At 73.1% G+C, this 24,080-nt stretch carries 20 protein-coding genes; 14 read left to right on the top strand and 6 right to left on the bottom strand.

Going from position 1 to position 24,080, the window contains the following annotated elements:
• Positions 1-193 precede the first annotated feature (193 nt).
• Positions 194-853, top strand: a complete 660-nt coding sequence (locus RM780_RS06980) for a M23 family metallopeptidase (protein WP_311629640.1) — start codon at positions 194-196, stop codon at positions 851-853.
• Between the two features lie 186 nt (positions 854-1,039).
• On the opposite strand, the gene RM780_RS06985 is transcribed toward RM780_RS06980, so the two are convergent.
• Positions 1,040-1,690 carry a methylated-DNA--[protein]-cysteine S-methyltransferase gene (locus RM780_RS06985; RefSeq protein ID WP_311629641.1) on the bottom strand — a complete coding sequence of 217 codons (651 nt, stop codon included), beginning with the start codon at positions 1,688-1,690 and terminating at the stop codon, positions 1,040-1,042.
• A gap of 78 nt (positions 1,691-1,768) precedes the next feature.
• Positions 1,769-2,677: a glycerophosphodiester phosphodiesterase gene (locus RM780_RS06990; RefSeq protein WP_311629642.1), complete on the bottom strand. Its 909-nt coding sequence runs from the start codon at positions 2,675-2,677 to the stop codon at positions 1,769-1,771.
• A gap of 154 nt (positions 2,678-2,831) precedes the next feature.
• Here RM780_RS06990 and uvrB point away from each other — a divergent pair, with 154 nt between their 5' ends.
• The gene (uvrB, locus tag RM780_RS06995; protein WP_311629643.1) at positions 2,832-4,946 is read left to right on the top strand and encodes an excinuclease ABC subunit UvrB; all 2,115 of its coding nucleotides are present in this window, start codon (positions 2,832-2,834) and stop codon (positions 4,944-4,946) included.
• A 54-nt stretch (positions 4,947-5,000) separates the two neighbouring features.
• Here the strand turns inward: uvrB and uvrA are convergent, their stop codons facing one another.
• Positions 5,001-7,901, bottom strand: a complete 2,901-nt coding sequence (gene uvrA / locus RM780_RS07000; RefSeq protein WP_311629644.1) for an excinuclease ABC subunit UvrA — start codon at positions 7,899-7,901, stop codon at positions 5,001-5,003.
• Between the two features lie 214 nt (positions 7,902-8,115).
• Between uvrA and RM780_RS07005 the strand changes: the two genes are divergently transcribed.
• From RM780_RS07005 to pgi, 12 genes are all read left to right on the top strand, one after another.
• Positions 8,116-8,805 (top strand): maleylpyruvate isomerase family mycothiol-dependent enzyme, encoded by a 690-nt coding sequence (locus tag RM780_RS07005; protein WP_311629645.1) that lies wholly within the window; start codon positions 8,116-8,118, stop codon positions 8,803-8,805.
• 73 nt (positions 8,806-8,878) lie between these two features.
• Positions 8,879-9,535, top strand: a complete 657-nt coding sequence (locus RM780_RS07010; RefSeq protein WP_311629646.1) for an MBL fold metallo-hydrolase — start codon at positions 8,879-8,881, stop codon at positions 9,533-9,535.
• A gap of 54 nt (positions 9,536-9,589) precedes the next feature.
• Positions 9,590-11,590, top strand: coding sequence for an excinuclease ABC subunit UvrC (gene uvrC, locus RM780_RS07015; protein WP_311629647.1), 2,001 nt, complete (start codon positions 9,590-9,592; stop codon positions 11,588-11,590).
• Positions 11,591-11,650: 60 nt separating this feature from the next.
• Positions 11,651-12,565: an RNase adapter RapZ gene (gene rapZ, locus RM780_RS07020; RefSeq protein WP_311629648.1), complete on the top strand. Its 915-nt coding sequence runs from the start codon at positions 11,651-11,653 to the stop codon at positions 12,563-12,565.
• Positions 12,566-12,567: 2 nt separating this feature from the next.
• Positions 12,568-13,644 (top strand): gluconeogenesis factor YvcK family protein, encoded by a 1,077-nt coding sequence (locus RM780_RS07025; RefSeq protein WP_311629649.1) that lies wholly within the window; start codon positions 12,568-12,570, stop codon positions 13,642-13,644.
• Positions 13,635-14,612, top strand: a complete 978-nt coding sequence (whiA, locus tag RM780_RS07030; protein WP_311629650.1) for a DNA-binding protein WhiA — start codon at positions 13,635-13,637, stop codon at positions 14,610-14,612. Before RM780_RS07025 ends, whiA begins: the two co-directional genes overlap by 10 nt.
• Before the next feature lie 156 nt (positions 14,613-14,768).
• Positions 14,769-15,773 carry a type I glyceraldehyde-3-phosphate dehydrogenase gene (gap, locus tag RM780_RS07035; protein WP_311629651.1) on the top strand — a complete coding sequence of 335 codons (1,005 nt, stop codon included), beginning with the start codon at positions 14,769-14,771 and terminating at the stop codon, positions 15,771-15,773.
• Between the two features lie 147 nt (positions 15,774-15,920).
• A complete protein-coding gene (locus RM780_RS07040) occupies positions 15,921-17,123 on the top strand; it encodes a phosphoglycerate kinase (protein ID WP_311629652.1) in 1,203 nt (400 codons plus the stop codon).
• A gap of 4 nt (positions 17,124-17,127) precedes the next feature.
• Entirely contained in the window at positions 17,128-17,904 is a 777-nt protein-coding gene (tpiA, locus tag RM780_RS07045) for a triose-phosphate isomerase (RefSeq protein ID WP_311629653.1), read from the top strand.
• Positions 17,905-17,998: 94 nt separating this feature from the next.
• Entirely contained in the window at positions 17,999-18,229 is a 231-nt protein-coding gene (gene secG / locus RM780_RS07050; protein WP_311629728.1) for a preprotein translocase subunit SecG, read from the top strand.
• A 116-nt stretch (positions 18,230-18,345) separates the two neighbouring features.
• Positions 18,346-18,681, top strand: coding sequence for an RNA polymerase-binding protein RbpA (locus RM780_RS07055; RefSeq protein ID WP_311629654.1), 336 nt, complete (start codon positions 18,346-18,348; stop codon positions 18,679-18,681).
• 171 nt (positions 18,682-18,852) lie between these two features.
• The gene (gene pgi / locus RM780_RS07060) at positions 18,853-20,505 is read left to right on the top strand and encodes a glucose-6-phosphate isomerase (RefSeq protein ID WP_311629655.1); all 1,653 of its coding nucleotides are present in this window, start codon (positions 18,853-18,855) and stop codon (positions 20,503-20,505) included.
• A 238-nt stretch (positions 20,506-20,743) separates the two neighbouring features.
• Here pgi and pgl read toward each other — a convergent pair whose 3' ends face one another.
• Genes pgl through zwf form a run of 3 tightly spaced genes read right to left on the bottom strand, consistent with a single transcriptional unit; the run spans position 20,744 to position 24,032 of the window.
• Positions 20,744-21,487, bottom strand: a complete 744-nt coding sequence (gene pgl, locus RM780_RS07065) for a 6-phosphogluconolactonase (protein ID WP_311629656.1) — start codon at positions 21,485-21,487, stop codon at positions 20,744-20,746.
• Complete coding sequence (opcA, locus tag RM780_RS07070; RefSeq protein WP_311629657.1) at positions 21,484-22,506, bottom strand: glucose-6-phosphate dehydrogenase assembly protein OpcA; 1,023 nt, start codon at positions 22,504-22,506, stop codon at positions 21,484-21,486. The genes pgl and opcA overlap by 4 nt, the downstream gene beginning before the upstream one ends.
• Positions 22,503-24,032 carry a glucose-6-phosphate dehydrogenase gene (zwf, locus tag RM780_RS07075; protein WP_311629658.1) on the bottom strand — a complete coding sequence of 510 codons (1,530 nt, stop codon included), beginning with the start codon at positions 24,030-24,032 and terminating at the stop codon, positions 22,503-22,505. The genes opcA and zwf overlap by 4 nt, the downstream gene beginning before the upstream one ends.
• Between the last annotated feature and the right edge of the window lie 48 nt (positions 24,033-24,080).

Below are 24,080 nucleotides of genomic sequence, written 5' to 3' on the forward strand. Positions count from 1 at the left end.
GTGGGCAGTCGGGGCCGATCCGGGGCTCCCGGCGACGTCTTTCCCTCTTTGCTCAGGGGGCCTATTCCGCCGTTTCCGGCTACGGGGCAGGGTCGTAATAGGGGTGCTTGTCGGGGGTCGAACCGGCGGTTATCAATGAACGTGTCCGGTCCACTTCGTCCGGATTTCCCCGAATCTGCGAGGTAGTCCCCCCATGCCGAACAGCACCATCAACCGCGTCCGCACGACCCTCCGACTGCGTTCCCGCGCCGCCGCCCTGGCGACCGCCGGTGTGACCGCGTCCGTGGTCCTCACGGGTGTGGCGGTGGCGGCCGAGGACGCGCACCTCGACGTCTTCTCCGCGCAGACGGTCAGCGAGGCCGCCGATGCCACGCGCGGCCAGGCCCAGCAGGCCGCGGCCGGCGCCGCGGACAAGGCGGAGAAGAAGGCCACCGACTGGGTCTCGCCCATAGCGGACGACTACTCCCTGTCCGCGACCTACGGGAACAGCGGTGACCGCTGGGCCTCCAAGCACAGCGGCCAGGACTTCGCCGTCCCGACCGGCACCCCGGTCCAGTCCGTCCACGGCGGCACCGTCGTCAAGGCCGGCGGCAACGGCGCCGGCGACGGCCCCGCGTACGGCAACGCGGTCGTGATCGACCACGGCAACGGCACCTACACCCAGTACGCGCACCTGTCCGAGGTCGGCGTCAAGGTGGGCCAGAAGGTCACCGCCGGCCAGGAGATCGCCCTCTCCGGCAACACCGGCAACAGCTCCGGCCCGCACCTGCACTTCGAGGTCCGGACCACCCCGGACTACGGCTCGGCCATCGACCCGATGAAGTTCCTGCGCGACCACGACGCCCAGGTGTGAGGCGGCAGGTCACGCACCACCCGGCCGGAACCCCCGGCCCCCGGCCCCGGCCGGTCAGCGCGGCGGCCCGCCCGCGGCACTCCTCGCGAGTGCGCGGCGGGCCGCCGCGCTTTCCTCTCGTCCATGGGCTCCCCTCTTCCGGGGGCCCCTATGCCCCGGGAGCGCTCGCGGCCCCCGGGACGAGCCTCAGAAGAGCGGAGCGGGCAGCACCCCCTCCAGGGCCAGCAGGGCCCGCTTCGTCTCCAGGCCCCCGCCGAAGCCGCCCAGGGCTCCGCCCGAGGCGACCACGCGGTGGCAGGGAACGACCACGGGCAGCGGATTCGCCCCCATCGCCGCCCCGACCGCCCGCGCCGCCTCCGCGGAGGCCGGGCCCCCGCCGCCCGCGGCCCGCACCCGGGCCGCCAGCTCCCCGTAGGTCACCACGCTGCCGAAGGGCACCGAGGCCGCAAGCTCCCGCAGCGCCCGCCGCCCGTACCCCGAGGCCAGCGACCAGTCCAGCGGGAGCCGGAAGGCGCGCAGCCCGCCCGCGAAGTACGCCTCCAGCTGCGCCGTGGCGCGGTCCAGGACCGGGTCGCCGCCGGAGGAGGGCGCCGAACCCAGCAGGGCCTCCAGCTCGCCCAGGGCGCGCCGCCGACCCCGCTGATCCGCGTGGAAGACCACCCGCACCAGGCCGGCGCCGGTGGCGGCCAGCAGGAGCGGGCCGATGGGGGAGGGCCGGACGGTCCACGACCACGGCCGTTCACCGCCCGCCGTCCCGGCCGCAACCGCCTCGCCGCGGACGGCGGAGGCGTCGGGGGCGGCATCCGGGGCGGCGGCGTTCTCGGCGGCACGGTTCATGCCCCGCACCCTAGGCCGCCCCACCGACAGCGCCCCCGCGGGGCCGCTCCCGGGGGCCGCCCGCTCAGTCCTCGCGGCTCAGTCCTCGCGCAGCTCCGCCAGGGCCAGCGCCACCACGTCCGGGACGTTCGTGATGATGCCGTCCACGCCCAGGCCCGCGACCCGCTGGGCCGTCGCCTCGTCGTTGATCGTCCAGGCGTGCACCTCGACCGGGTCGCCGTGCGGCCCGTCCACCGCCTGCAGGGCCTCCACGTAGTCGGCCGTGAGGTCCCGGTGACGGGGGTTGATCTGGTCCGCGAACGCGGCGTACGCCGGAACGTCCGCCACGGCCGGGGTGCCGATGAACCCGGTCTCCACCCGCGGCGCCAGCTCGTGCACGGTGCGCACCGAGTCCGCGTCGAAGCTCTGCACCACCAGGCGCTCCCCGGGGTGCCGCTCGGCCAGCCAGCCCTCCTCGCCCAGCACCTCCAGGATGTCCTCCTCGATGCCCGGGTACAGCTCGGGAGACTTGATCTCCAGCAGCAGCCGCTGGCCGTTCGCCGCCAGCCGCCCGGCGAACTCCGCCAGCGTGGGAACGCCCTCGCCGGCGAACTCCTCCCCGAACCAGCTGCCCGCGTCCAGCCGCGCGATCTCGGCGGCGGCGAAGTCCGCCACATCCCAGGGGGCCCGGTCGGGGAACAGCTCCTCGACGTCCGTGGTGCGGTCCAGCGTGGTGTCGTGCACCAGGACCAGCTCGCCGTCCGCCGTGCGCTGCACGTCGGTCTCCACCCACACCGCGCCCAGCCCCGCCGCCGCGTCGGCGGCGGCCAGGGTGTTCTCGGGGGCATAGCCGGAGGCGCCGCGGTGGGCCACGATCAGCGGCTCCTCGCCCGGGGCCGCGGCGGCCTCGGCCACGCCCCCCGGCCCGGCGGCGGGGGCCAGGCCCAGGGCGACGAGCGTGAGGCCGAGCAGCCACCTGGCCCACTCGGCGGGGGAGGAGAAGGGCATGGCGGGACTCCTAGCATCCGGTGACGCCAACGGGGTGGAGGCTGCCCGCCCGCCGGAAACTCGCGGGGAGGGGAACGGTGACGGAGAGCTGAACAGCACGGGACCGCCCGCCACCGCCATCCGGTTGTCAGTGGGGGGCCGTACGGTGGATGCCATGCGGCCCGTTTCAGAGATCACACGCACGACCGCGCCCTTCGAGGTCGTCAGCCCGTACCAGCCCGGCGGGGACCAGCCCGCCGCCATCGACGAGCTGGAGAAGCGCGTCAGGGCGGGCGAGAAGGACGTGGTGCTGCTCGGCGCGACCGGCACCGGCAAGTCGGCGACCACGGCGTGGATGATCGAGCGGCTGCAGCGCCCCACCCTCGTCATCGCGCCGAACAAGACGCTGGCCGCCCAGCTGGCCAACGAGTTCCGCGAGCTCCTGCCGAACAACGCCGTCGAGTACTTCGTGTCCTACTACGACTACTACCAGCCCGAGGCGTACGTCCCGCAGACGGACACCTACATCGAGAAGGACTCCTCGATCAACGAGGAGGTCGAGCGCCTGCGCCACAGCGCGACGAACTCCCTGCTCACCCGCCGCGACGTGGTCGTGGTCGCCTCCGTCTCCTGCATCTACGGCCTGGGCACCCCCCAGGAGTACGTCGACCGCATGGTGCCGCTGCACGTCGGCCAGGAGATCGACCGGGACGCGCTGCTGCGCCGCTTCGTCGACATCCAGTACGCCCGCAACGACCTGGCCTTCACCCGCGGCACCTTCCGGGTGCGGGGCGACACCATCGAGATCTTCCCGGTGTACGAGGAGCTGGCCGTCCGCATCGAGATGTTCGGGGACGAGATCGAGGCCCTCTCCACCCTCCACCCCCTCACGGGCGAGGTGATCGACGACCCCGGCCACCTCTACGTCTTCCCGGCCACGCACTACGTCGCCGGCCCCGAGCGGATGGAGCGGGCCATCTCCGGCATCGAGGCCGAGCTGGCCGCGCGGCTCTCCGAGCTGGAGGGGCAGGGCAAGCTGCTGGAGGCCCAGCGGCTGCGGATGCGCACCACCTACGACATCGAGATGATGCGCCAGATCGGCACCTGCTCCGGCATCGAGAACTACTCGCTCCACATCGACGGCCGCGAGTCCGGCAGCCCGCCGTACACCCTCCTCGACTACTTCCCCGACGACTTCCTGCTGGTCATCGACGAGTCGCACAACACCGTCCCCCAGATCGGCGCGATGTACGAGGGCGACGCCTCCCGGAAGCGGACCCTGGTCGACCACGGCTTCCGCCTGCCCTCCGCGGTGGACAACCGGCCGCTGAAGTGGGAGGAGTTCCTGGAGCGGATCGGCCAGACCGTCTACCTCTCGGCCACGCCCGGCTCCTACGAGCTCTCCCGCGGGGACGGCGTGGTGGAGCAGATCATCCGCCCCACCGGCCTGGTCGACCCCGAGGTGGTCGTCAAGCCCACCGAGGGGCAGATCGACGACCTGGTGCACGAGATCCGGCTGCGCGCCGAGCGGAACGAGCGGGTGCTGGTCACCACCCTCACCAAGAAGATGGCCGAGGACCTCACCGACTACTTCCTGGAGCTCGGCATCCGCGTGCGGTACCTCCACAGCGACGTGGACACCCTGCGCCGCGTCGAGCTGCTGCGGGAGCTGCGGGCCGGAGAGTTCGACGTCCTGGTGGGCATCAACCTCCTCCGGGAGGGCCTGGACCTCCCCGAGGTGTCCCTGGTCGCCATCCTCGACGCGGACAAGGAGGGCTTCCTGCGCTCCGGCACCTCCCTGATCCAGACCATCGGCCGCGCCGCGCGGAACGTCTCCGGCCAGGTCCACATGTACGCCGACCGCGTCACCGCGGCGATGGAGCGCGCCATCGAGGAGACCAACCGCCGCCGCGCCCGCCAGATCGCCTACAACGAGGCCCGCGGCATCGACCCGCAGCCGCTGCGCAAGAAGATCAACGACATCGTCGCCGCCATCGCCCGCGAGGACGTCGACACCCGGGAGCTGCTGGAGACGGGGTACCGGCAGGCGGGCGAGGCCCGCCGCCCCAAGGCCCCGGTGCCCACCGCCCCCGCCGGCGGGGGCCGGGCCAAGCCCAAGGAGCTGACCGACCGGCCCGCCGCCGAGCTGGCGGAGACGATCGAGCAGCTCACCGAGCGGATGCGGGCCGCCGCCGCCGAGCTGCAGTTCGAGATCGCGGCCCGGCTGCGGGACGAGGTCTCCGACCTGAAGAAGGAGCTGCGCCAGATGCGCGAGGTCGGCCTGAGCTGAGGCCGCCCGGGGGGGGCGGGCCTGCCGCGCGCCCGGCGCGCGGCAGGCCGTCGCTCAGCGCTTGCGCGCCGCCGTCCTCCTCGCCCGCGGGCGAGGCGCCGACGCGTCGCTGACGCGGTCGCCCAGCAGCTCCCGCAGGAACTTGCCGGTGTGGCTGGCCGGGACGGCGGCGACCTCCTCGGGGGTGCCCTCGGCGACGACCGTGCCGCCGCCGCTGCCGCCCTCGGGGCCCATGTCCACCACCCAGTCCGCCGTCTTGATGACATCGAGGTTGTGCTCGATGACGATCACGGTGTTTCCCTTGTCGACCAGGCCGGAGAGGACCTCGATCAGGCGGCGGATGTCCTCGAAGTGCAGGCCGGTGGTCGGCTCGTCCAGCACGTACACCGTGCTGCCGGTGGAGCGCTTCTGCAGCTCGGAGGCGAGCTTCACCCGCTGCGCCTCGCCGCCGGAGAGGGTGGTCGCGGGCTGGCCCAGGCGGACGTACCCCAGGCCGACGTCGTGGAGCGTCCGCAGGTGCCGGGCGATGGCGGGCACCGCCTCGAAGAAGCCGAGGGCCTCCTCGATGGGCATGTCCAGCACCTCGGCGATGGACTTGCCCTTGTAGTGCACCTCCAGCGTCTCGCGGTTGTACCGCGCGCCGTGGCAGACCTCGCAGGGGACGTACACGTCGGGCAGGAAGTTCATCTCGATCTTGATGGTGCCGTCGCCCGAGCAGTTCTCGCAGCGCCCGCCCTTGACGTTGAACGAGAAGCGGCCCGGCAGGTACCCGCGGACCTTGGCCTCGCTGGTCTCGGCGAACAGGCGCCGGACGTGGTCGAAGACGCCGGTGTAGGTGGCGGGGTTCGACCGGGGGGTGCGGCCGATGGGGGACTGGTCGACGTGCACCACCTTGTCCACCAGGTCGTCGCCGGAGACGCGGGTGTGCCGCCCGGGGACGGTCTTCGCGCCGTTCAGCTCGCGGGCGAGGTGGGTGTAGAGGATGTCGTTGACCAGGGAGGACTTCCCCGAGCCCGAGACGCCGGTGACGGCGGTCAGCACCCCGATGGGGAAGCTGACGTCGACGTTGCGCAGGTTGTTCGCCCGCGCGCCGTGGACGGTGAGCCGGCGGTCGTGGTCCACCGGGCGGCGCTCGGCGGGCGTGGCGATGGACCGCTCGCCCGAGAGGTACTGCCCGGTGAGGGAGTCCTTGTTCTTCAGAAGCTCGGCGAGGGGGCCGCTGTGCACCACCCGGCCGCCGTGCTCCCCGGCGCCCGGGCCGATGTCCACCACCCAGTCCGAGGTCTTGATGGTGTCCTCGTCGTGCTCCACGACGATCAGCGTGTTCCCCAGGTCGCGCAGGCGCACCAGAGTCTCGATCAGCCGGTGGTTGTCCCGCTGGTGGAGGCCGATGGAGGGCTCGTCCAGGACGTAGAGGACGCCGACCAGGCCGGAGCCGATCTGGGTGGCCAGCCGGATGCGCTGGGCCTCGCCGCCGGAGAGGGTGCCCGCGGCGCGGTCGAGCGAGAGGTAGTCCAGGCCGACGTCGACCAGGAACCGCAGCCGCTCGTTGACCTCCTTCAGGACGCGCTCGGCGATGGCCTTCTCCCGGTCGGTGAGCGTCATCCCGCGCAGGAACTCGGCGCACTCGCTGATCGACATCCCCGCGATCTCGGCGATCGACCGGCCCTGCACCGTGACCGCCAGCACCAGCGGCTTAAGCCGCGAGCCCCGGCAGGCCGGGCAGGGGGCCTCGCGCATGTACCCCTCGAAGCGCTCGCGGCTGGAGTCCGTCTCGGCCTCCGCGTGCCGCCGGCGGATGAAGGGAACCACGCCCTCGAAGGCCGTGGTGTACGCCCGCTCCTGGCCGTGGCGGTTCTCGTAGCGGACCTCGATCCTGGCCTTGTGCCCATGGAGGAGGGCCTTCTTCGCCCGCTGGGGCAGGGCCTCCCAGGGCACGTCGGTGCGGAAGCTGAGGGCGTCGCCCAGAGCGCCGATCAGGAGGTTGAAATAGCCCTTGGTGTGCCCGTGCGACCAGGGGTGGATGGCGCCGTCCTCCAGCGTCCGCTCCGGGTCGGGGATGATCAGCTCCGGGTCCACCTCCATCCGGGTGCCGATGCCGGTGCACTCCGGGCAGGCGCCGAAGGGGGAGTTGAACGAGAAGGAGCGGGGCTCCAGCTCCTCGAAGGACAGGTCGTCGTACGGGCAGTACAGGTGCTCGGAGAACATCCGCTCCCGCTGCGGATCGTCCTGGGGGAGATCCACGAAGTCCAGCACGACCATGCCGCCCGAGAGGCCCAGCGCGGTCTCCACCGAGTCGGTGAGCCGCCGCTTGGCGCTCTCCTTGACGGTCAGGCGGTCCACGACCACCTCGATGGTGTGCTTCTCCTGCTTCTTCAGCTTCGGCGGGTCGGCGAGCTGGACCGTGGCGCCGTCCACGCGGGCGCGGCTGTACCCCTTGGTCTGGAGGTCGGCGAAGAGGTCGGCGAACTCGCCCTTGCGCTCGCGCACCAGCGGCGAGAGCACCTGGAAGCGGCTGCCCTCCTCCAGTGCCAGCACCTTGTCCACGATGGCCTGGGGCGACTGCCGGGCGATGGGCCGGCCGCACTCCGGGCAGTGCGGCCGGCCGATGCGTGCGAAGAGCAGCCGCAGGTAGTCGTAGACCTCGGTGATGGTGCCGACCGTCGAGCGGGGGTTGCGCGAGGTGGACTTCTGGTCGATGGACACGGCGGGGGACAGGCCCTCGATGAAGTCCACGTCCGGCTTGTCCATCTGCCCGAGGAACTGCCGCGCGTACGCGGACAGCGACTCGACGTAGCGGCGCTGCCCCTCGGCGAAGATCGTGTCGAAGGCGAGCGAGGACTTGCCCGACCCGGACAGCCCCGTGAAGACGATCAGCGAGTCGCGCGGAAGGTCGAGCGAGACGTTCCGCAGGTTGTGCTCGCGAGCGCCACGAACGATGAGTCGGTCGGCCACGCGGGATGGCACCCTTCCTGAGTGAAAGCTTCCGGAGGGAAGCCCAGGCCCCCACCGGGCGCGGGGGACCCGTCCAAGACTAAGAGGGGCCACTGACAGGCGTCCCCCGCGTGCCCGGGGCCCGGAGATTCACCCTATAGCACGTGCGTTCGATTCCCGGCGTTTTTGCCGTACCTTCACTCGAAGGAGTGGCCGCCCCGTTAGCGTGTGGATCATGAGCCGACCCACCGCCGACCTCTCCGGCCTCACCGACGCCACCGCCGGCCTCCTCGCCGCCGCCGATGCCCTGGACGACGCCGCCGTCGCCGCGCCCTCCCTGCTCCCCGGCTGGACCCGCGGCCACGTCCTCGCCCACCTCGCCCGCAACGCCGACGCCCTGCGCAACGTCCTCGCCGCCCGCCCCATGTACGCCGACGAGGCCGCCAGGAGCGCCGAGATCGACCGCGACGCCGACCGTCCCGCCGCCGCACACCGCACCGACCTGCGCGAGAGCGCCGCGGCGCTCGCCCGGGCCCTGGACGCGGTCCCGGACGACGGCTGGGACGCCACCGTAACCCTGCGCGGCGGCGTCACCGACACCCGCGCCCGCGTCCCCCTGCGCCGCTGGGTCGAGGTCGAGCTGCACCACATCGACCTGGGCGCCGGCCGCACCGTCGCCGACCTCCCCGGTGCCTTCCTCGACCGCGCCCTGGAGTACTTCGCCGACCGCTTCTCCGGACTTCCCGGGCTGCCGCCGGTGCTGCTGCGCGCCGAGGACGGCCGCGCCTGGCGCACCGGGCGCCCCGACGAGGAGCCGCAGGTCGTCGCCGGCACCCCCGCCGCCCTGGTCGGCTGGCTCAGCGGGCGCACCCCCGGCACCGGCCTGACCACGGCCGGCCTCCTGCCCGAGCTGCCGCCCCTGTGACCACCCCGCCCCAGGATCCCTGAGGGGCCGCGGGCCCCGTGATCCGCGGCCGGCGGTCTGAGAGACTGCGGCCATGTCCTACACCGGGAAGGTCACGGTCGGCGGGCCCGCCTCCGCCCACGAGCTGGCGAAGCTGATCATCACCAAGGTCGCCGTCGGCCCCATGGAGAACAACGCCTACCTGCTGCGCTGCCGGGACACGGGCGAGCAGCTGCTCATCGACGCCGCCGCCGAGCCGGAGACCCTGCTGGCGCTCATCGGCCCCGACGGCGTCGCCGGCGTGCTGACCACCCACCGCCACCCCGACCACTGGCGGGGCCTGGAGGAGGTCGTGCGCGCCACCGGCGCCGTGACCTGCGCGGGCCGCGACGACGCCGAGGGCATCCCCGTGGCCACCGACCGCACCATCGCGGACGGTGACGAGATCGCTGTCGGGAACTGCCGCCTGACCGCCCGCCACCTCGTCGGCCACACCCCCGGCTCCGTCGCACTGATCTACGACGACCCCGACGGGCACCCCCACGTCTTCACCGGCGACTGCCTCTTCCCCGGCGGCGTCGGCAACACCCACGGCGACCCCGAGGCGTTCGCCCGCCTGCTGCACGACGTGGAGACCAAGCTCTTCGCCCCCCTGCCCGACGAGACCTGGGTCTACCCGGGCCACGGCGCCGACACCACGCTCGGCGCCGAACGCCCCCACCTGGCCTCCTGGCGGGAACGCGGCTGGTGACCCCCGGCGGCGACCGGTCACGGAGTGTCAGTCCCCCGCAGTAGGGTTGCGTCCATGGCCGACCCCTCCAGCTACCGCCCGAAGCCCGGCGAGATCCCCCCCTCCCCGGGGGTCTACCGCTTCCGCGACGAGCACCGCCGGGTGATCTACGTGGGGAAGGCCAAGAGCCTGCGCCAGCGCCTCTCCTCCTACTTCCAGGACATCTCCGGCCTCCACCCCAGGACCGCCACCATGGTCACCACGGCCGCCTCCGTGGAGTGGACCGTGGTGGCCACCGAGGTCGAGGCCCTCCAGCTGGAGTACTCCTGGATCAAGGAGTTCGACCCCCGCTTCAACGTCAAGTACCGCGACGACAAGAGCTACCCCTCCCTCGCCGTCACGCTGAACGAGGAGTTCCCCCGCGCCCAGGTCATGCGCGGCCCCAAGCGCAAGGGCGTGCGGTACTTCGGCCCCTACGCCCACGCCTGGGCCATCCGCGAGACGGTCGACCTGCTGCTGCGCGTCTTCCCCGTCCGCACCTGCTCCGCCGGCGTCTTCAAGCGGGCCCGCGCCGTGGGCCGCCCCTGCCTGCTGGGGTACATCGAGAAGTGCTCCGCCCCCTGCACCGGCCGCGTCACGCCCGAGGAGCACCGCGCGCTGGCCGAGGAGTTCTGCGACTTCATGGCCGGCCGCACCGGCGCCTACCTGCGCCGCCTGGAGGAGCGGATGCACGAGGCCGCCGAGGCGATGGAGTACGAGCGGGCCGGCCGCCTGCGCGACGACATCGAGGCCCTGCGCCGCGCCATGGAGAAGAACGCCGTGGTCCTCGCCGACGCCACCGACGCCGACCTCATCGCCCTGGCCGAGGACGAGCTGGAGGCCGCCGTCCAGATCTTCCACGTCCGCGGCGGCCGGGTCCGCGGCCAGCGCGGCTGGGTCACCGACAAGGTCGAGCACGTCACCACCGCCGGCCTCGTCGAGAGCGCCCTCCAGCAGCTCTACGGCGAGGAGAGCGGCGAGGGCGTCCCGCGCGAGGTCCTGGTGCCCGCGCTGCCCGAGCCGCCCGAGCCCGTCGCCGAGTGGCTGGGCGCCCGCCGCGGCTCCCGCGTCAGCCTGCGCGTCCCCCAGCGCGGCGACAAGCGCGACCTGATGACCACCGTCGAGCGCAACGCCCAGCAGGCCCTCGCCCTGCACAAGACCAAGCGCGCCTCCGACCTGACCACCCGCTCCCGCGCCCTGGAGGAGATCGCCGACGCCCTCGGCCTGGACTCCGCGCCCCTGCGCATCGAGTGCTTCGACATCTCCCACCTCCAGGGCGAGGACATCGTGGCCTCCATGGTCGTCTTCGAGGACGGCCTGGCCCGCAAGAGCGAGTACCGCCGCTTCCAGATCAGGGGCTTCGCCGGGCAGGACGACGTCCGCTCCATGCACGAGGTCGTCGGCCGCCGCTTCCGCCGCTACCTGCGCGAGCGGGAGCGCACCGGCGAGTGGGCCGTCGAGGAGCCGGGCGACGGCCCGCACGGGGAGGCCGCCGAGGACGCCGGGGAAACGCCCGGCCCCCGCACCGAGGACGGCCGCCCCAAGCGCTTCGCCTACCCCCCGCAGCTCGTCGTCGTGGACGGCGGGCAGCCCCAGGTCGCCGCCGCCCGCCGCGCCATGGACCAGCTGGGCATCGACGACGTGGCCGTGTGCGGCCTGGCCAAGCGCCTGGAGGAGGTCTGGCTCCCCGGCGAGAGCGACCCGGTGATCCTGCCCCGCGCCAGCGAGGGCCTCTACCTCCTCCAGCGGGTCCGTGACGAGGCCCACCGCTTCGCCATCCGGTACCAGCGCGGCAAGCGGTCACAATCGATAAGAAGGGGTCCCCTCGACGCCGTGCCCGGCCTCGGGGAGACCCGCAAGAAGGCCCTGCTCAAGCACTTCGGCTCGGTCCGGCGGCTGCGCACCGCCACGATCGAGGAGATCTGCGAGGTACCCGGCTTCGGACGCCGCACCGCGGAGACCGTGGCCGCCGCCCTGGCCGCCCAGGCCCCCGCCGCCCCCGCGGTCAACACCGCGACCGGCGAGATCCTGGACTGAGACGGCCGCCGCACCCGCGGCACCCACCAGAACGACCGCACCACCCGGGGGACGGAAGAGATGAGCGAACAGACCCGAGGCGAGGAACAGCCCGCCCTTCAGCCGGCCGACGAGGAGACGATCCCGGAGCTGGTGATCATCTCCGGCATGTCCGGCGCCGGCCGCAGCACCGCCGCGAAATGCCTGGAGGACCTGGGCTGGTTCGTGGTGGACAACCTCCCGCCCGCCCTCATCCCCACCATGGTCGACCTCGGCGCCCGCTCCCAGGGGAACGTCGCCCGCATCGCCGTGGTGGTCGACGTCCGCGGCCGGAGCTTCTTCGACAGCCTCCGCGAGTCGCTGACCGACCTCGACGCCAAGGGCGTCACCCGCCGCGTGATCTTCCTCGAAGCCTCGGACAACGCCCTCGTCCAGCGCTTCGAGTCGGTCCGCCGCCCCCACCCCCTCCAGGGCGAGGGCCGCATCGTGGACGGCATCGCGGCCGAGCGCGACCTGCTGCGCGAGCTGCGCGGCGACGCCGACCTGGTGATCGACACCTCCCACCTCAACGTCCACGAGCTGCGCGCCAAGATGGACGCCCAGTTCACCGGCGGCGAGCCCGGCCTGCGGGCCACCGTCATGTCCTTCGGCTACAAGTACGGTCTCCCGGTGGACGCCGACCACGTCGTGGACTGCCGCTTCCTGCCCAATCCGCACTGGGTGCCCGAGCTGCGCCCCCACACCGGCACCAGCGAGGAGGTCGCGGGGTACGTCTTCGACCAGCCCGGCGCCAAGGAGTTCCTGGACCGCTACGCCGAGCTGCTGTCCCTGATCGCCGCCGGCTACCGCCGCGAGGGCAAGCGGTACGTCACCGTCGCCGTCGGCTGCACCGGCGGCAAGCACCGCAGCGTCGCCGTCTCCGAGCGCCTGGCGCGGCGGCTGGCCGCCGACGGCATCGAGACGGTCGTCGTCCACCGGGACATGGGGCGCGAATAGGCATGCCGCGCAGGGGCGACCGGCAGCGCCGGACAGCGCAGAGCCCGGTCCGGGACGTACCCCGGTCCGCGCGCCCGCCACGCCGCGGCCGGCGCGGGGCCCAGCCCAAGGTCGTCGCGCTCGGCGGCGGCATGGGCCTGTCCGCCTCGCTCACCGCCCTGCGCCGGATCACCGGCGACCTGACCGCCGTCGTCACCGTCGCCGACGACGGCGGCTCCAGCGGCCGGCTCCGCGACGAGCTGGACGTCCTGCCCCCCGGCGACCTGCGCAAGGCTCTGGCCGCCCTGTGCGGCGACGACGACTGGGGCCGCACCTGGTCCGAGGTCATCCAGCACCGGTTCAAGAGCGGCGGCGCCCTGCACGACCATGCCGTGGGCAACCTCCTGATCGTCGCCCTGTGGGAGCAGATGGGCGACCACGTCGCCGCTCTGGACCTGGTCGGCAAGCTCCTGGGGGCCCACGGCCGGGTGCTGCCGATGTCCGCCGTCCCGCTGGAGCTGGAGGCCGTCGTCCGCGGCCATCGCCCCGGCAGCCCCGAGGAGCTCAGCCGCGTCCGTGGCCAGGCCGCGGTCGCCCTCACCCCCGGCGAGGTGCGCCAGGTGATGCTCGTCCCGCACGACCCGCCGGCCGTCCCCGAGGCCGTCGCCGCCGTCCTCGACGCCGACTGGGTGGTCCTGGGCCCCGGCTCGTGGTTCTCCTCCGTCATCCCCCACCTGCTGGTCCCCGGCCTGCTCGACGCCCTCACCCGGACCAAGGCCCGCCGGGTGCTCTCCCTCAACCTCGCGCCCCAGCCCGGCGAAACTGACGGCTTCTCACCGCAGCGTCATGTGGAGGTTTTGGTACAACACGCCCCTAAACTCGCCTTCGACGTGGTGCTGGCAGACCGGGCCGCCGTGCCCGACGAGGAAAGCCTGCGCCGGGCGGCCGAGCGGCTGGGAGCCGAGGTCCATCTCGCGCCGGTGGCCGCCGCCGGGGGACTCCCCGCCGGCGGCGGCTCCGCGCGGCACGACCCCGAGCTGCTGGCCGCCGCGTACGACCGTATTTTTCGGATGCATGGAAGGATCGGCCCATGGCGATGACGGCTGCGGTGAAGGACGAGATCTCCCGGCTTCCCGTCACCCGCACCTGCTGCCGCAAGTCGGAGGTGTCGTCCATCCTGCGCTTCGCGGGCGGCCTGCACCTGGTCAGCGGGCGCATCGTGATCGAGGCCGAGCTGGACACGGGCATCGCGGCCCGCCGCCTGCGCCGGGACATCCTGGAGATCTTCGGCCACACCTCCGACCTCGTGGTCATGGCCCCCGGCGGCCTGCGCCGCGGCAGCCGCTACGTCGTGCGCGTCGTGGCCGGAGGCGACCAGCTGGCCCGCCAGACCGGCCTGGTCGACGGCCGCGGCCGCCCCATCCGCGGCCTGCCTCCGCAGGTCGTCTCCGGCGCCACCTGCGACGCCGAGGCCGCCTGGCGCGGCGCCTTCCTCGCCCACGGCTCCCTCACCGAGCCCGGCCGCTCCTCCTCCCTGGAGGTGACCTGCCCGGGCCCCGAGGCCGCGCTCGCCCTGGTCGGCGCCGCCCGCCGCCTCCAGATCGGGGCCAAGGCCCGCGAGGTGCGCAGCGTGGACCGCGTCGTGGTCCGCGACGGCGACGCCATCGGTGCCCTCCTCACCCGCCTCGGCGCCCACGAGTCGGTGCTCGCCTGGGAGGAGCGCCGCATGCGCCGCGAGGTGCGCGCCACCGCCAACCGCCTGGCCAACTTCGACGACGCCAACCTCCGGCGTTCCGCCCGAGCCGCCGTCGCCGCCGGCGCCCGCGTGCAGCGCGCCCTGGAGATCCTCGGCGAGGAGGTGCCCGACCACCTCGCCGCCGCCGGCCGGCTGCGGATGGAGCATAAGCAGGCATCCCTGGAGGAGCTGGGGGCCCTGGCCGACCCGCCGCTCACCAAGGACGCCGTCGCCGGCCGCATCCGCCGTCTGCTGGCCATGGCCGACAAGCGTGCGCAGGACCTGGGCATCCCGGGCACCGAGGCCAGTCTGACCGAGGAGATGGTGGGCTGAGCGGCCCCGCCTCGGCCCCCGTCCGCCGCACCGGGACACGGCTGGGCGGTGTCCCCCGCCGAAGGCGGGCGCGGTAGGGTCGAGAGTGGTCGGGGACATCCCAATACAGCCTCGCCGGTGCTCGTTTCACCGGCGTACCAACGAGGAGATCGGTTCGTGACGGTCCGCGTAGGAATCAACGGCTTCGGCCGCATCGGTCGCAACTACTTCCGCGCACTCCTGGAGCAGGGAGCGGATGTCCAGATCGTCGGCGTCAACGACCTGACCGACAACGCAACCCTGGTGCATCTGCTGAAGTACGACAGCATCCTGGGCCGCCTCAAGGAAGAGGTGACCCACACCGAGGACAGCATCACCGTCGGCAACCAGACCTTCAAGACGCTGGCGGAGCGGGACCCGGCCGCCCTGCCGTGGGGAGAGCTCGGGGCGGACATCGTCATCGAGTCCACCGGCATCTTCACCAAGCGCGACGACGCCGCCAAGCACCTGGCGGCCGGCGCCAAGAAGGTCCTCATCTCCGCCCCGGCGAAGAACGAGGACATCACCATCGTCATCGGCGTGAACCAGGACCAGTACGACCCGGCCACCCAGGACGTCATCTCCAACGCCTCCTGCACGACCAACTGCGTCGCGCCCATGGCCAAGGTCCTGGACGAGAGCTTCGGCATCGTCAAGGGTCTGATGACCACCGTCCACGCCTACACCAACGACCAGCGCATCCTCGACTTCCCGCACAAGGACCTGCGCCGCGCCCGCGCCGCCGCGCTGAACATCATCCCCACCACCACCGGCGCCGCCAAGGCCACCGCCCTCGTCCTCCCGCAGCTGAAGGGCAAGCTCGACGGCATCGCCATGCGCGTTCCCGTGCCCACCGGCTCCGTCACCGACCTCGTGGTCGAGGTCGGCCGCGAGGTCACCGCGGACGAGGTGAACGCCGCCTTCCGTGCCGCCGCGGACAGCGAGCTGAAGGGCATCCTGGAGTACACCGAGGACCAGATCGTCTCCTCGGACATCGTCAACTGGCCCGCCTCCTGCACCTTCGACTCCTCGCTGACCATGGCGCAGGGCAACCAGGTCAAGGTCGTCGGCTGGTACGACAACGAGTGGGGCTACTCCAACCGCCTCGTCGACCTGACGGTGTACGTCGGCGAGCGGCTCTGACCGACGCCGGGTGCGGGGCCCGCAGAGCGCGCGTGACCGCGCCCTGCGGGCCCTCGCGCTCATGCGCGCCACCGGCGCGCCCCCGTGCGTTCCCCTGTGTCAGCCACGCGAGCAGCAGCGAGTAGACCCCAGGAGTCCACACCAGCCATGAAGACCATTGACGACCTCCAGGTCGCCGGGCAGCGGGTGTTCGTCCGCGCCGACCTCAACGTCCCGCTGGAGGGCGGGGCCATCACCGACGACGGCCGCATCCGCGCCGCCGTCCCCACCATCGCCCGCCTCACGCAGGCCGGCGCGAAGGTGATCGTCGCCTCGCACCTCGGCCGCCCCAAGGGCGCCCCCGACCCGCGGTACTCGCTGGCCCCCGTCGCCGGGCGCCTGGGCGAACTGCTCGGCGCGCCCGTGGCGTTCGCCCCCGACACCGTGGACGAGGGCGCCCGGGCCGCCGTCGCCGCGCTGGAGCCCGGCCAGGTCCTCCTCCTGGAGAACCTCCGCTTCAACGCCGGCGAGACGAGCAAGGACGACGCCGAGCGCGGCGCGTTCGCCGACCGCCTCGCGGACCTGGCCGACGCCTACGTCGGCGACGGCTTCGGCGCGGTCCACCGCAAGCACGCCTCCGTCTACGACCTCCCCGCGCGGCTCCCGCACGCCGCGGGCGGCCTTATCGCCACCGAGGTCGGCGTCCTGGAGAAGCTGACCGAGAACGTCAGCCGCCCCTACGCCGTCGTGCTGGGCGGCGCCAAGGTCTCCGACAAGCTCGGCGTCATCGACCACCTGCTGGAGCGGGCCGACCGCATCCTCATCGGCGGCGGCATGGCGTACACCTTCCTCAAGGCCCAGGGCCACGAGATCGGCGACTCCCTCCTCCAGGAGGACCAGGTCCCCGTCGTCCAGGAGTACCTGCGCCGGGCCGCCGAGCGCGGCGTGGAGTTCGTCCTGCCCGTCGACGTGGTCGCCGTCAAGGACTTCCCCGACCTGGAGACCAAGGCCCCCACCTCCCCCCAGGTGCTGTCCGCCGACGCCATCCCGGCCGGCCTGATGGGCCTGGACAGCGGCCCCGAGACCGGCGCCCTGTACGCCTCGAAGCTGGCCGACGCCGCGACGGTGTTCTGGAACGGCCCGATGGGCGTCTTCGAGCACCCCGACGTCGCGGCGGGGACCCGGGCCGTCGCCCAGGCCCTCGTGGACAGCCCGGCGTTCAGCGTCGTGGGCGGCGGCGACTCGGCCGCCGCGGTCCGCATCCTCGGCTTCGAGGAGTCGGCTTTCGGCCACATTTCGACCGGCGGCGGAGCGAGCCTGGAGTACCTCGAGGGCAAGACGCTCCCCGGCCTCGCCGCACTGGAGGACTGAGCAGATGGCGACCCGCACCCCGCTGATGGCGGGCAACTGGAAGATGAACCTCAACCACCTGGAGGCCATCGCGCACGTCCAGAAGCTGGCGTTCGCGCTGACCGACAAGGACTACACTGAGGTCGAGGTGGCCGTCCTGCCGCCGTTCACCGACCTGCGCTCGGTCCAGACCCTGGTGGACGGCGACAAGCTGAAGATCAAGTACGGGGCGCAGGACATCTCCGCCCATGACTCCGGCGCCTACACCGGCGAGGTCTCCGGGCCGATGCTGGCCAAGCTCAACTGCGCCTACGCCGTCGTCGGCCACTCCGAGCGCCGCCAGTACCACGGCGAGAACGAGGAGATCTGCAACGCCAAGGTGAAGGCCGCCTACCGGCACGGCCTGACCCCGATCCTGTGCGTCGGCGAGCCCCTGGAGGTCCGCAAGGCGGGCAGCCACGTCGCGCACACCCTGGCCCAGCTCGACGGCGGGCTGAAGGACGTTCCCGCCGAGCAGGCCGCGAGCATCGTCATCGCCTACGAGCCCGTCTGGGCCATCGGCACCGGCGAGGTCGCCACCCCCGAGGACGCCCAGGAGGTCTGCGGCGCCATCCGGGCCCGGCTCGCGGAGCTGTACGACGCGGACCTCGCCGCGGGGGTGCGCATCCAGTACGGCGGCTCGGTCAAGTCGGGGAACGTCGCCGCGATCATGGCCCAGCCCGACGTGGACGGGGCGCTGGTCGGCGGGGCCGCGCTGGACGCGGACGAGTTCGTCAAGATCGTCCGCTTCCGCGACCAGTAACGCCACGCCCGCGTGTACGCTGTCCGGGGGCCGGCCGTGGCCGGCCCCCGGTTGTCCGTCCGTCGCCCGCCGAGAGAGTAGACCCGCACCCATGATGGAAACGGCGTTCCAGATCGCCCTGATCGTCTTCAGCTTCCTGCTGGCGCTCCTGGTGCTCATGCACAAGGGCAAGGGCGGCGGCCTTTCCGACATGTTCGGCGGCGGCATGCAGTCCTCCGTCGGCGGCTCCTCCGTCGCGGAGCGGAACCTCGACCGGATCACCGTGGTGGTCGCCCTGATCTGGGTGGGCACCGTGGTGGGGCTCGGCCTGCTGATGCGGAGCTAGCAGCCGGGGACGAAGTCCCGGCCCGCGTCGCAAGTCAGTAACTCCGGGCACTGGACTGGCGTTGAGCCTTGCATACACTGAGGACTTCGCAGGATGTCAGGCAGGGAGTAACGACCGTGGCAGGTGGCAACGCGATCCGGGGCAGCCGGGTCGGGGCGGGGCCCATGGGTGAGGCCGAGCGCGGCGAGTCCGCCCCCCGGCTCAGGGTCTCCTTCTGGTGCGCGAACGGGCACGAGACACAGCCCAGCTTCGCCAGCGACGCACAGATCCCGGAGACGTGGGACTGTCCGCGTTGCGGATTCCCCGCGGGCACGGAGCGCGACGCCCCGCCGGACCCGCCGCGGACCGAGCCCTACAAGACGCACCTCGCGTACGTCCGCGAGCGGCGCAGCGACGCCGACGGCGAGGCGATCCTCGCGGAGGCGCTCGCCAAGCTCCGCGGCGAGATCTGACCCCGCGTCCCGAGGTCCCCAGCGCATGAGCACCGGATGCCCGGCCCCGGCTCCCCGCCGGCGGCCGGGCTCCGGCGCGTTCAGGGGGCTCCCCGGCGAGGCCGCGCACCCGCATCGTCTAGCGTGGTGAGCGCGGGGGCCGAGTGACGGCGAGCGATGGGTTGGTTGCGGATGAACGCTGCTGGTCGGGTCAGGCTGGACCGGACGCCGGAGTGGAGCGCGCTGGCGAAGCACCGGGAGCAGTGGGGGGAGGTGGGGCTGCGCGAGCTGTTCGCCCGCGATCCCGGCCGGGCCGAGCGGTACGTGGTCCGGGTCGGGGACCTCCACATCGACTACGCGAAACAGCTCGTGACGGACGAGACGCTGCGGCTGCTGCGCGAGCTGGCCGCCGCCTCGGGCGTGACCGGCCTGCGGGACGCGATGCTGCGCGGCGAGAGGATCAACGTCACCGAGGACCGGGCCGTCCTCCACACCGCCCTGCGGGCCCCCCGGGACGCGGTGATCGAGACCGGCGGGGAGAACGTCGTGCCCGGCGTCCACGCGGTCCTGGAGCGGATGGCCGGCTTCGCGCGGCGGATCAGGTCGGGGGAGTGGACCGGGCACACCGGCCGCCCGATCCGCGCGGTGGTCAACATCGGCATCGGCGGCTCCGACCTGGGCCCGGCCATGGCGTACGAGGCGCTGCGGCCCTTCACGGCGCGGGAGCTGGCGTTCCGCTTCGTCAGCAACGTGGACGGCGCGGACCTGCACGAGGCCGTGCGCGACCTGGACCCGGCCGAGACGCTGTTCATCGTGGCCTCCAAGACCTTCACGACGGTCGAGACCATCAGCAACGCCACCTCCGCCCGCCGCTGGCTGCTGGACGGCCTCGGCGGCGACGAGGCGGCCGTGGCGCGGCACTTCGTGGCCGTGTCGACCAATGCGGAGAAGGTCGCGGCCTTCGGGATCGACACGGCCAACATGTTCGAGTTCTGGGACTGGGTCGGCGGCCGGTACTCCTACGACTCCGCGATCGGCCTGGCCCTGATGGTGGCGATCGGTCCCGAGCGGTTCGGGGAGATGCTGGCCGGATTCCGGCTGGTGGACGAGCACTTCGCGACCGCGCCGCTGGAGGAGAACGCTCCGGTGCTGCTGGGCCTCCTCGGCATCTGGTACGGGGCGTTCTTCGACGCGCAGGCGCACGCCGTGCTGCCCTACAGCCACTACCTCTCCCGGTTCACGGCCTACCTCCAGCAGCTCGACATGGAGTCCAACGGCAAGTCCGTGGACCGCGAGGGGCAGCCCGTCACCTGGCAGACCGGCCCGGTGGTGTGGGGCACGCCCGGCACCAACGGCCAGCACGCGTACTACCAACTGCTGCACCAGGGCACGAAGCTGATCCCGGCCGACCTCATCGGCTTCGCGCGGCCCGTGGCCGAGCTGAGTGCGGACCTGGCGGGGCAGCACGACCTGCTGATGGCGAACCTCTTCGCGCAGGGCCAGGCGCTGGCGTTCGGCAAGACCGCCGAGGAGGTGCGCGCCGAGGGCGTGGCCGAGGAACTGGTGCCGCACCGGACGTTCCCGGGGAACCGGCCCACCACGACGATCCTGGCGCCGGAGCTGACGCCCTCGGTGCTGGGGCAGCTGGTGGCGCTCTACGAGCACAAGGTGTTCGTGCAGGGCGCGGTCTGGGACATCGACTCCTTCGACCAGTGGGGCGTGGAGCTGGGGAAGGTGCTGGCCAAGCGCGTGGAGCCGGCGCTGGCCGAGGGCGCCGAGGTACCCGGCCTCGACCCGTCCACGGCCGCCCTGGTCACCCGCTACCGGCAGCTCCGCGGGCGCTGAGCCCTTGCCGGGCCCGGAAGTCCCACTGGTCAGGCCCCCCGCGAGCGTCCAGCACCGGGATGCTCACGGCGCCTGGGGCAACGCCCCTGGCCGGGCAGGCCCGGAGCGCGCGGGCTCGCGCGGAGCCGCATGGGCAACGCCTGTGGCTGGCGCCCGGTGGCGGCGTCCGGTAGTGCCGGGAGCGTCCCGGAACCGCATGGGCAACGCCCGCCGCCGCAGGGTGTCCGGACGCGGAGCGCTACGCGCGGGGCAGTGCCGAGGCCGCCGTCTCGTCGACCAGCCAGAGGGTGCGTTCCGTGCCGCGCGCGCCCGCCGCGGGGGCCGTCGCCGGGTCCGCGCCCGAGAGCGCGGTGGCGGCGGCCTCCGCCTTGTCCGGGCCCGCCGCCAGCAGCCACACCTCGCGGGCCGAGCGGATCGCCGGCAGGGTCAGCGAGATCCGGGTGGGCGGCGGCTTGGGGGAGCCGGTCACCGGCACCACCCAGCGCTCCTCCTCCCGGACCCCGGGCAGGCCCGGGAAGAGGGAGGCGACGTGTGTGTCCGGGCCCAGGCCCAGCAGCAGTACGTCGAACGCCCCGGGCGCGGCGGCCAGTTCGGCGGCGTATGCCTTGGCGGCGGCGGCCACGTCCGCCCCGTGGGGGCCGTCGGAGGCCGGCATCGGGCGCACCCGCGCCGGGTCCAGCGGCAGGCCGTCCAGGAGCGCCTCGCGGGCCTGCGTGGCGTTCCGGTCCGGGTCGCCCTCGGGCAGGAACCGCTCGTCGCCCCACCACAGGTCCACCCGGCCCCAGTGGACGGCGTGCCGCGCGGGCGCGGCGGCCAGCGCGGCCAGGACGGCGATGCCGTTGCGCCCCCCGGTCAGGACCAGGGAGGCGCTGCCGCGGGCGGCCTGGGCGTCGGCCAGGGCCGTCACCAGCCGGGCCGCCGCGGCGGCGGCCAGCACCTCGGCGTCGCGGTGCACGAGCACCGCGGGCGGCGCCCCCGTCACGAGGCGCGCTCCGCCGGCGCCTCCGCGGCGGCGGGCGCCGGTCCGCGCTTCTCTCCGCCCCGGGCCCTGTCCGGCGGGGGAGCGGAGGCGAACTGCGGGGTGCGGAGCGTGGCGACCCCGTGCCGCACGGCGTGCGCGTACGCCTCGTCCGGGTCCAGGCGCCGCAGCTCCTCCGCGATCAGCTCGGCCGTGGTGCGCCGGTTGAGCGCCACGTGCCGGTCGGGCTGGCCGGGGACCGACAGCGTCGCGAGGGAGCCGTCGGGCCGGTCCAGGCGGATCGCGCCGTCCTCGGTGCTCAGCCGCACCGCGGTGATGCCCGGGCCCGGCGAGACGGCCCGCTCCACCGGCACCGACAGCCGGTCCGCGAGCCACAGGGCCAGCAGCTCGGTGCTCGGGTTGTACTCCTCGCCCTCCACCACCGCCGCGGTGATCGTTCCGTGCTTCTGGTCCAGGGCCGCCGCCAGGACGCTGCGCCAGGGCGTGATCCGGGTCCACGCCAGGTCGGTGTCGCCCGGCGCGTACGCCTCCGCGCGCGCTCCCAGCGCCGCCACGGGGTCCTCGGTGGACGCCGCGTCGGTGATCCGGCGCTGCGCGAGGGTCCCCAGCAGGTCGGTGGCGGGGGAGCGCGGGGACTCCTCCGGCCACCACACCACCACCGGCGCGTCCGGCAGCAGCAGTGGCAGCACCGCGCTGTAGGCGTGCGCGGCCAGCTCGCCGTGGAGGCGCAGCAGCACCGTCTCGCCGTTCCCCACCTCGCCGCCGACCCGCACCTCGGCGTCCAGGCGGGCCGTGGCCCGCTCCCTGGGGGAGCGCCCGGGGCGGCGGATGACGACCAGGATGCGGGAGGGATGCTCCTTGGACGCCTCGCTGGCCGCCTTCAGCGCGTCGTAGTGGTTGCCCTCGTCCGTGACGATGACCAGGGTCAGCACCATCCCGACGGTGGACCCGACCGCGCGGCGGGCCTGCACCAGGGCCGAGTTGATCTTGCTGGATGTGGTGTCGGTGAGGTCGATGTTCATGGCCGGCGCCAGCTCCGTCCGTCACGTGCGAGCATCTCGTCCGCCTTCGCGGGGCCCCAGGTGCCGGCCGTGTAGGGCTCGGGCCTGCCGTGCCCCGCCCAGAACTCCTCGACCGGGTCGAGGATCTCCCAGGACCGCTCGACCTCCTGATGCCGCGGGAAGAGGTTCGCGTCGCCGAGGAGGACGTCGAGCAGCAGCCGCTCGTACGCCTCCGGGCTGGACTCGGTGAAGGACTCGCCGTAGGCGAAGTCCATGGTCACGTCCCGGATCTCCATCTGCGTGCCGGGCACCTTGGAGCCGAAGCGGACCGTCACCCCCTCGTCCGGCTGCACGCGGATCACCAGGGCGTTGTGCCCAAGCTCCTGCGTGTCGGTGGCGTCGAAGGGGGAGTAGGGCGCCCGCTGGAAGACCACCGCGATCTCCGTGACGCGGCGGCCCAGCCGCTTGCCGGTGCGCAGGTAGAACGGAACGCCCGCCCAGCGGCGGTTGTCGATCTCCAGGCGCATCGCGGCGTAGGTGTCGGTGGCCGAGGCCGGGTCGATGCCCTCCTCCTCCAGGTAGCCGAGCACCTTCTGGCCGCCCTGCCAGCCGCCCGTGTACTGGCCGCGCACGGTGTGCCGGCCCAGGTCCTCGGGGAGCTTGACCGCGCTGAGCACCTTCAGCTTCTCGGTGACCAGCGCGTCCGCGTCGAAGGAGGAGGGCTCCTCCATCGCCGTGAGGGCCAGTAGCTGGAGCAGGTGGTTCTGGATCACGTCCCGGGCCGCGCCGATGCCGTCGTAGTACCCGGCCCGGCCGCCGATGCCGATGTCCTCGGCCATCGTGATCTGCACGTGGTCGACGTAGCTGCGGTTCCAGATCGGCTCGAACATCGTGTTGGCGAAGCGCAGCGCCAGGATGTTCTGGACCGTCTCCTTGCCCAGGTAGTGGTCGATCCGGAAGACGTCGCTGGGCTGGAAGACCTCGTGCACCACCTGGTTCAGCTCCCGGGCGGAGCCGAGGTCGTGCCCGAAGGGCTTCTCGATCACCGCGCGCCGCCAGGAGCCGGCCGGCGCGTCGGCCAGGCCGTGCTTCTTGAGCTGCCGCACGACGGTGGGAAAGAACTTCGGCGGCACCGACAGGTAGAAGGCGAAGTTGCCGCCTGTGCCGCGCTCCTTGTCGAGCTGCTCGATCGTGGAGCGCAGCGTGACGAACGCCTCGTCGTCGTCGAAGACGCCGGAGACGAACCGCATGCCCTCCGCGAGCTGCCGCCACACCTCCTCCCGGAAGGGGGTGCGCGCGTACTCCTTGACCGAGTCGTGGACGACCGAGGCGAAGTCCTCGTTGACCCACTCGCGTCGGGCGAAGCCGATCAGCGAGAAGCCCGGCGGCAGGAGCCCGCGGTTGGCCAGGTCGTAGACCGCGGGCATCAGCTTCTTGCGGGAGAGGTCACCGGTGACGCCGAAGATGACCAGCCCCGACGGCCCCGCGATGCGCGGGAGCCGCCGGTCCTGGGAGGTGCGCAGCGGGTTGTCGGGGGCGCCGCTCATCGGGCGCCCCCGTCCCGCCGGGGCCGTACCCCGTATCCGGCCACGAGG

Origin of the sequence: Streptomyces boetiae, from assembly GCF_031845405.1 — a bacterium.
GTDB lineage: Bacteria > Actinomycetota > Actinomycetes > Streptomycetales > Streptomycetaceae > Streptomyces > Streptomyces boetiae.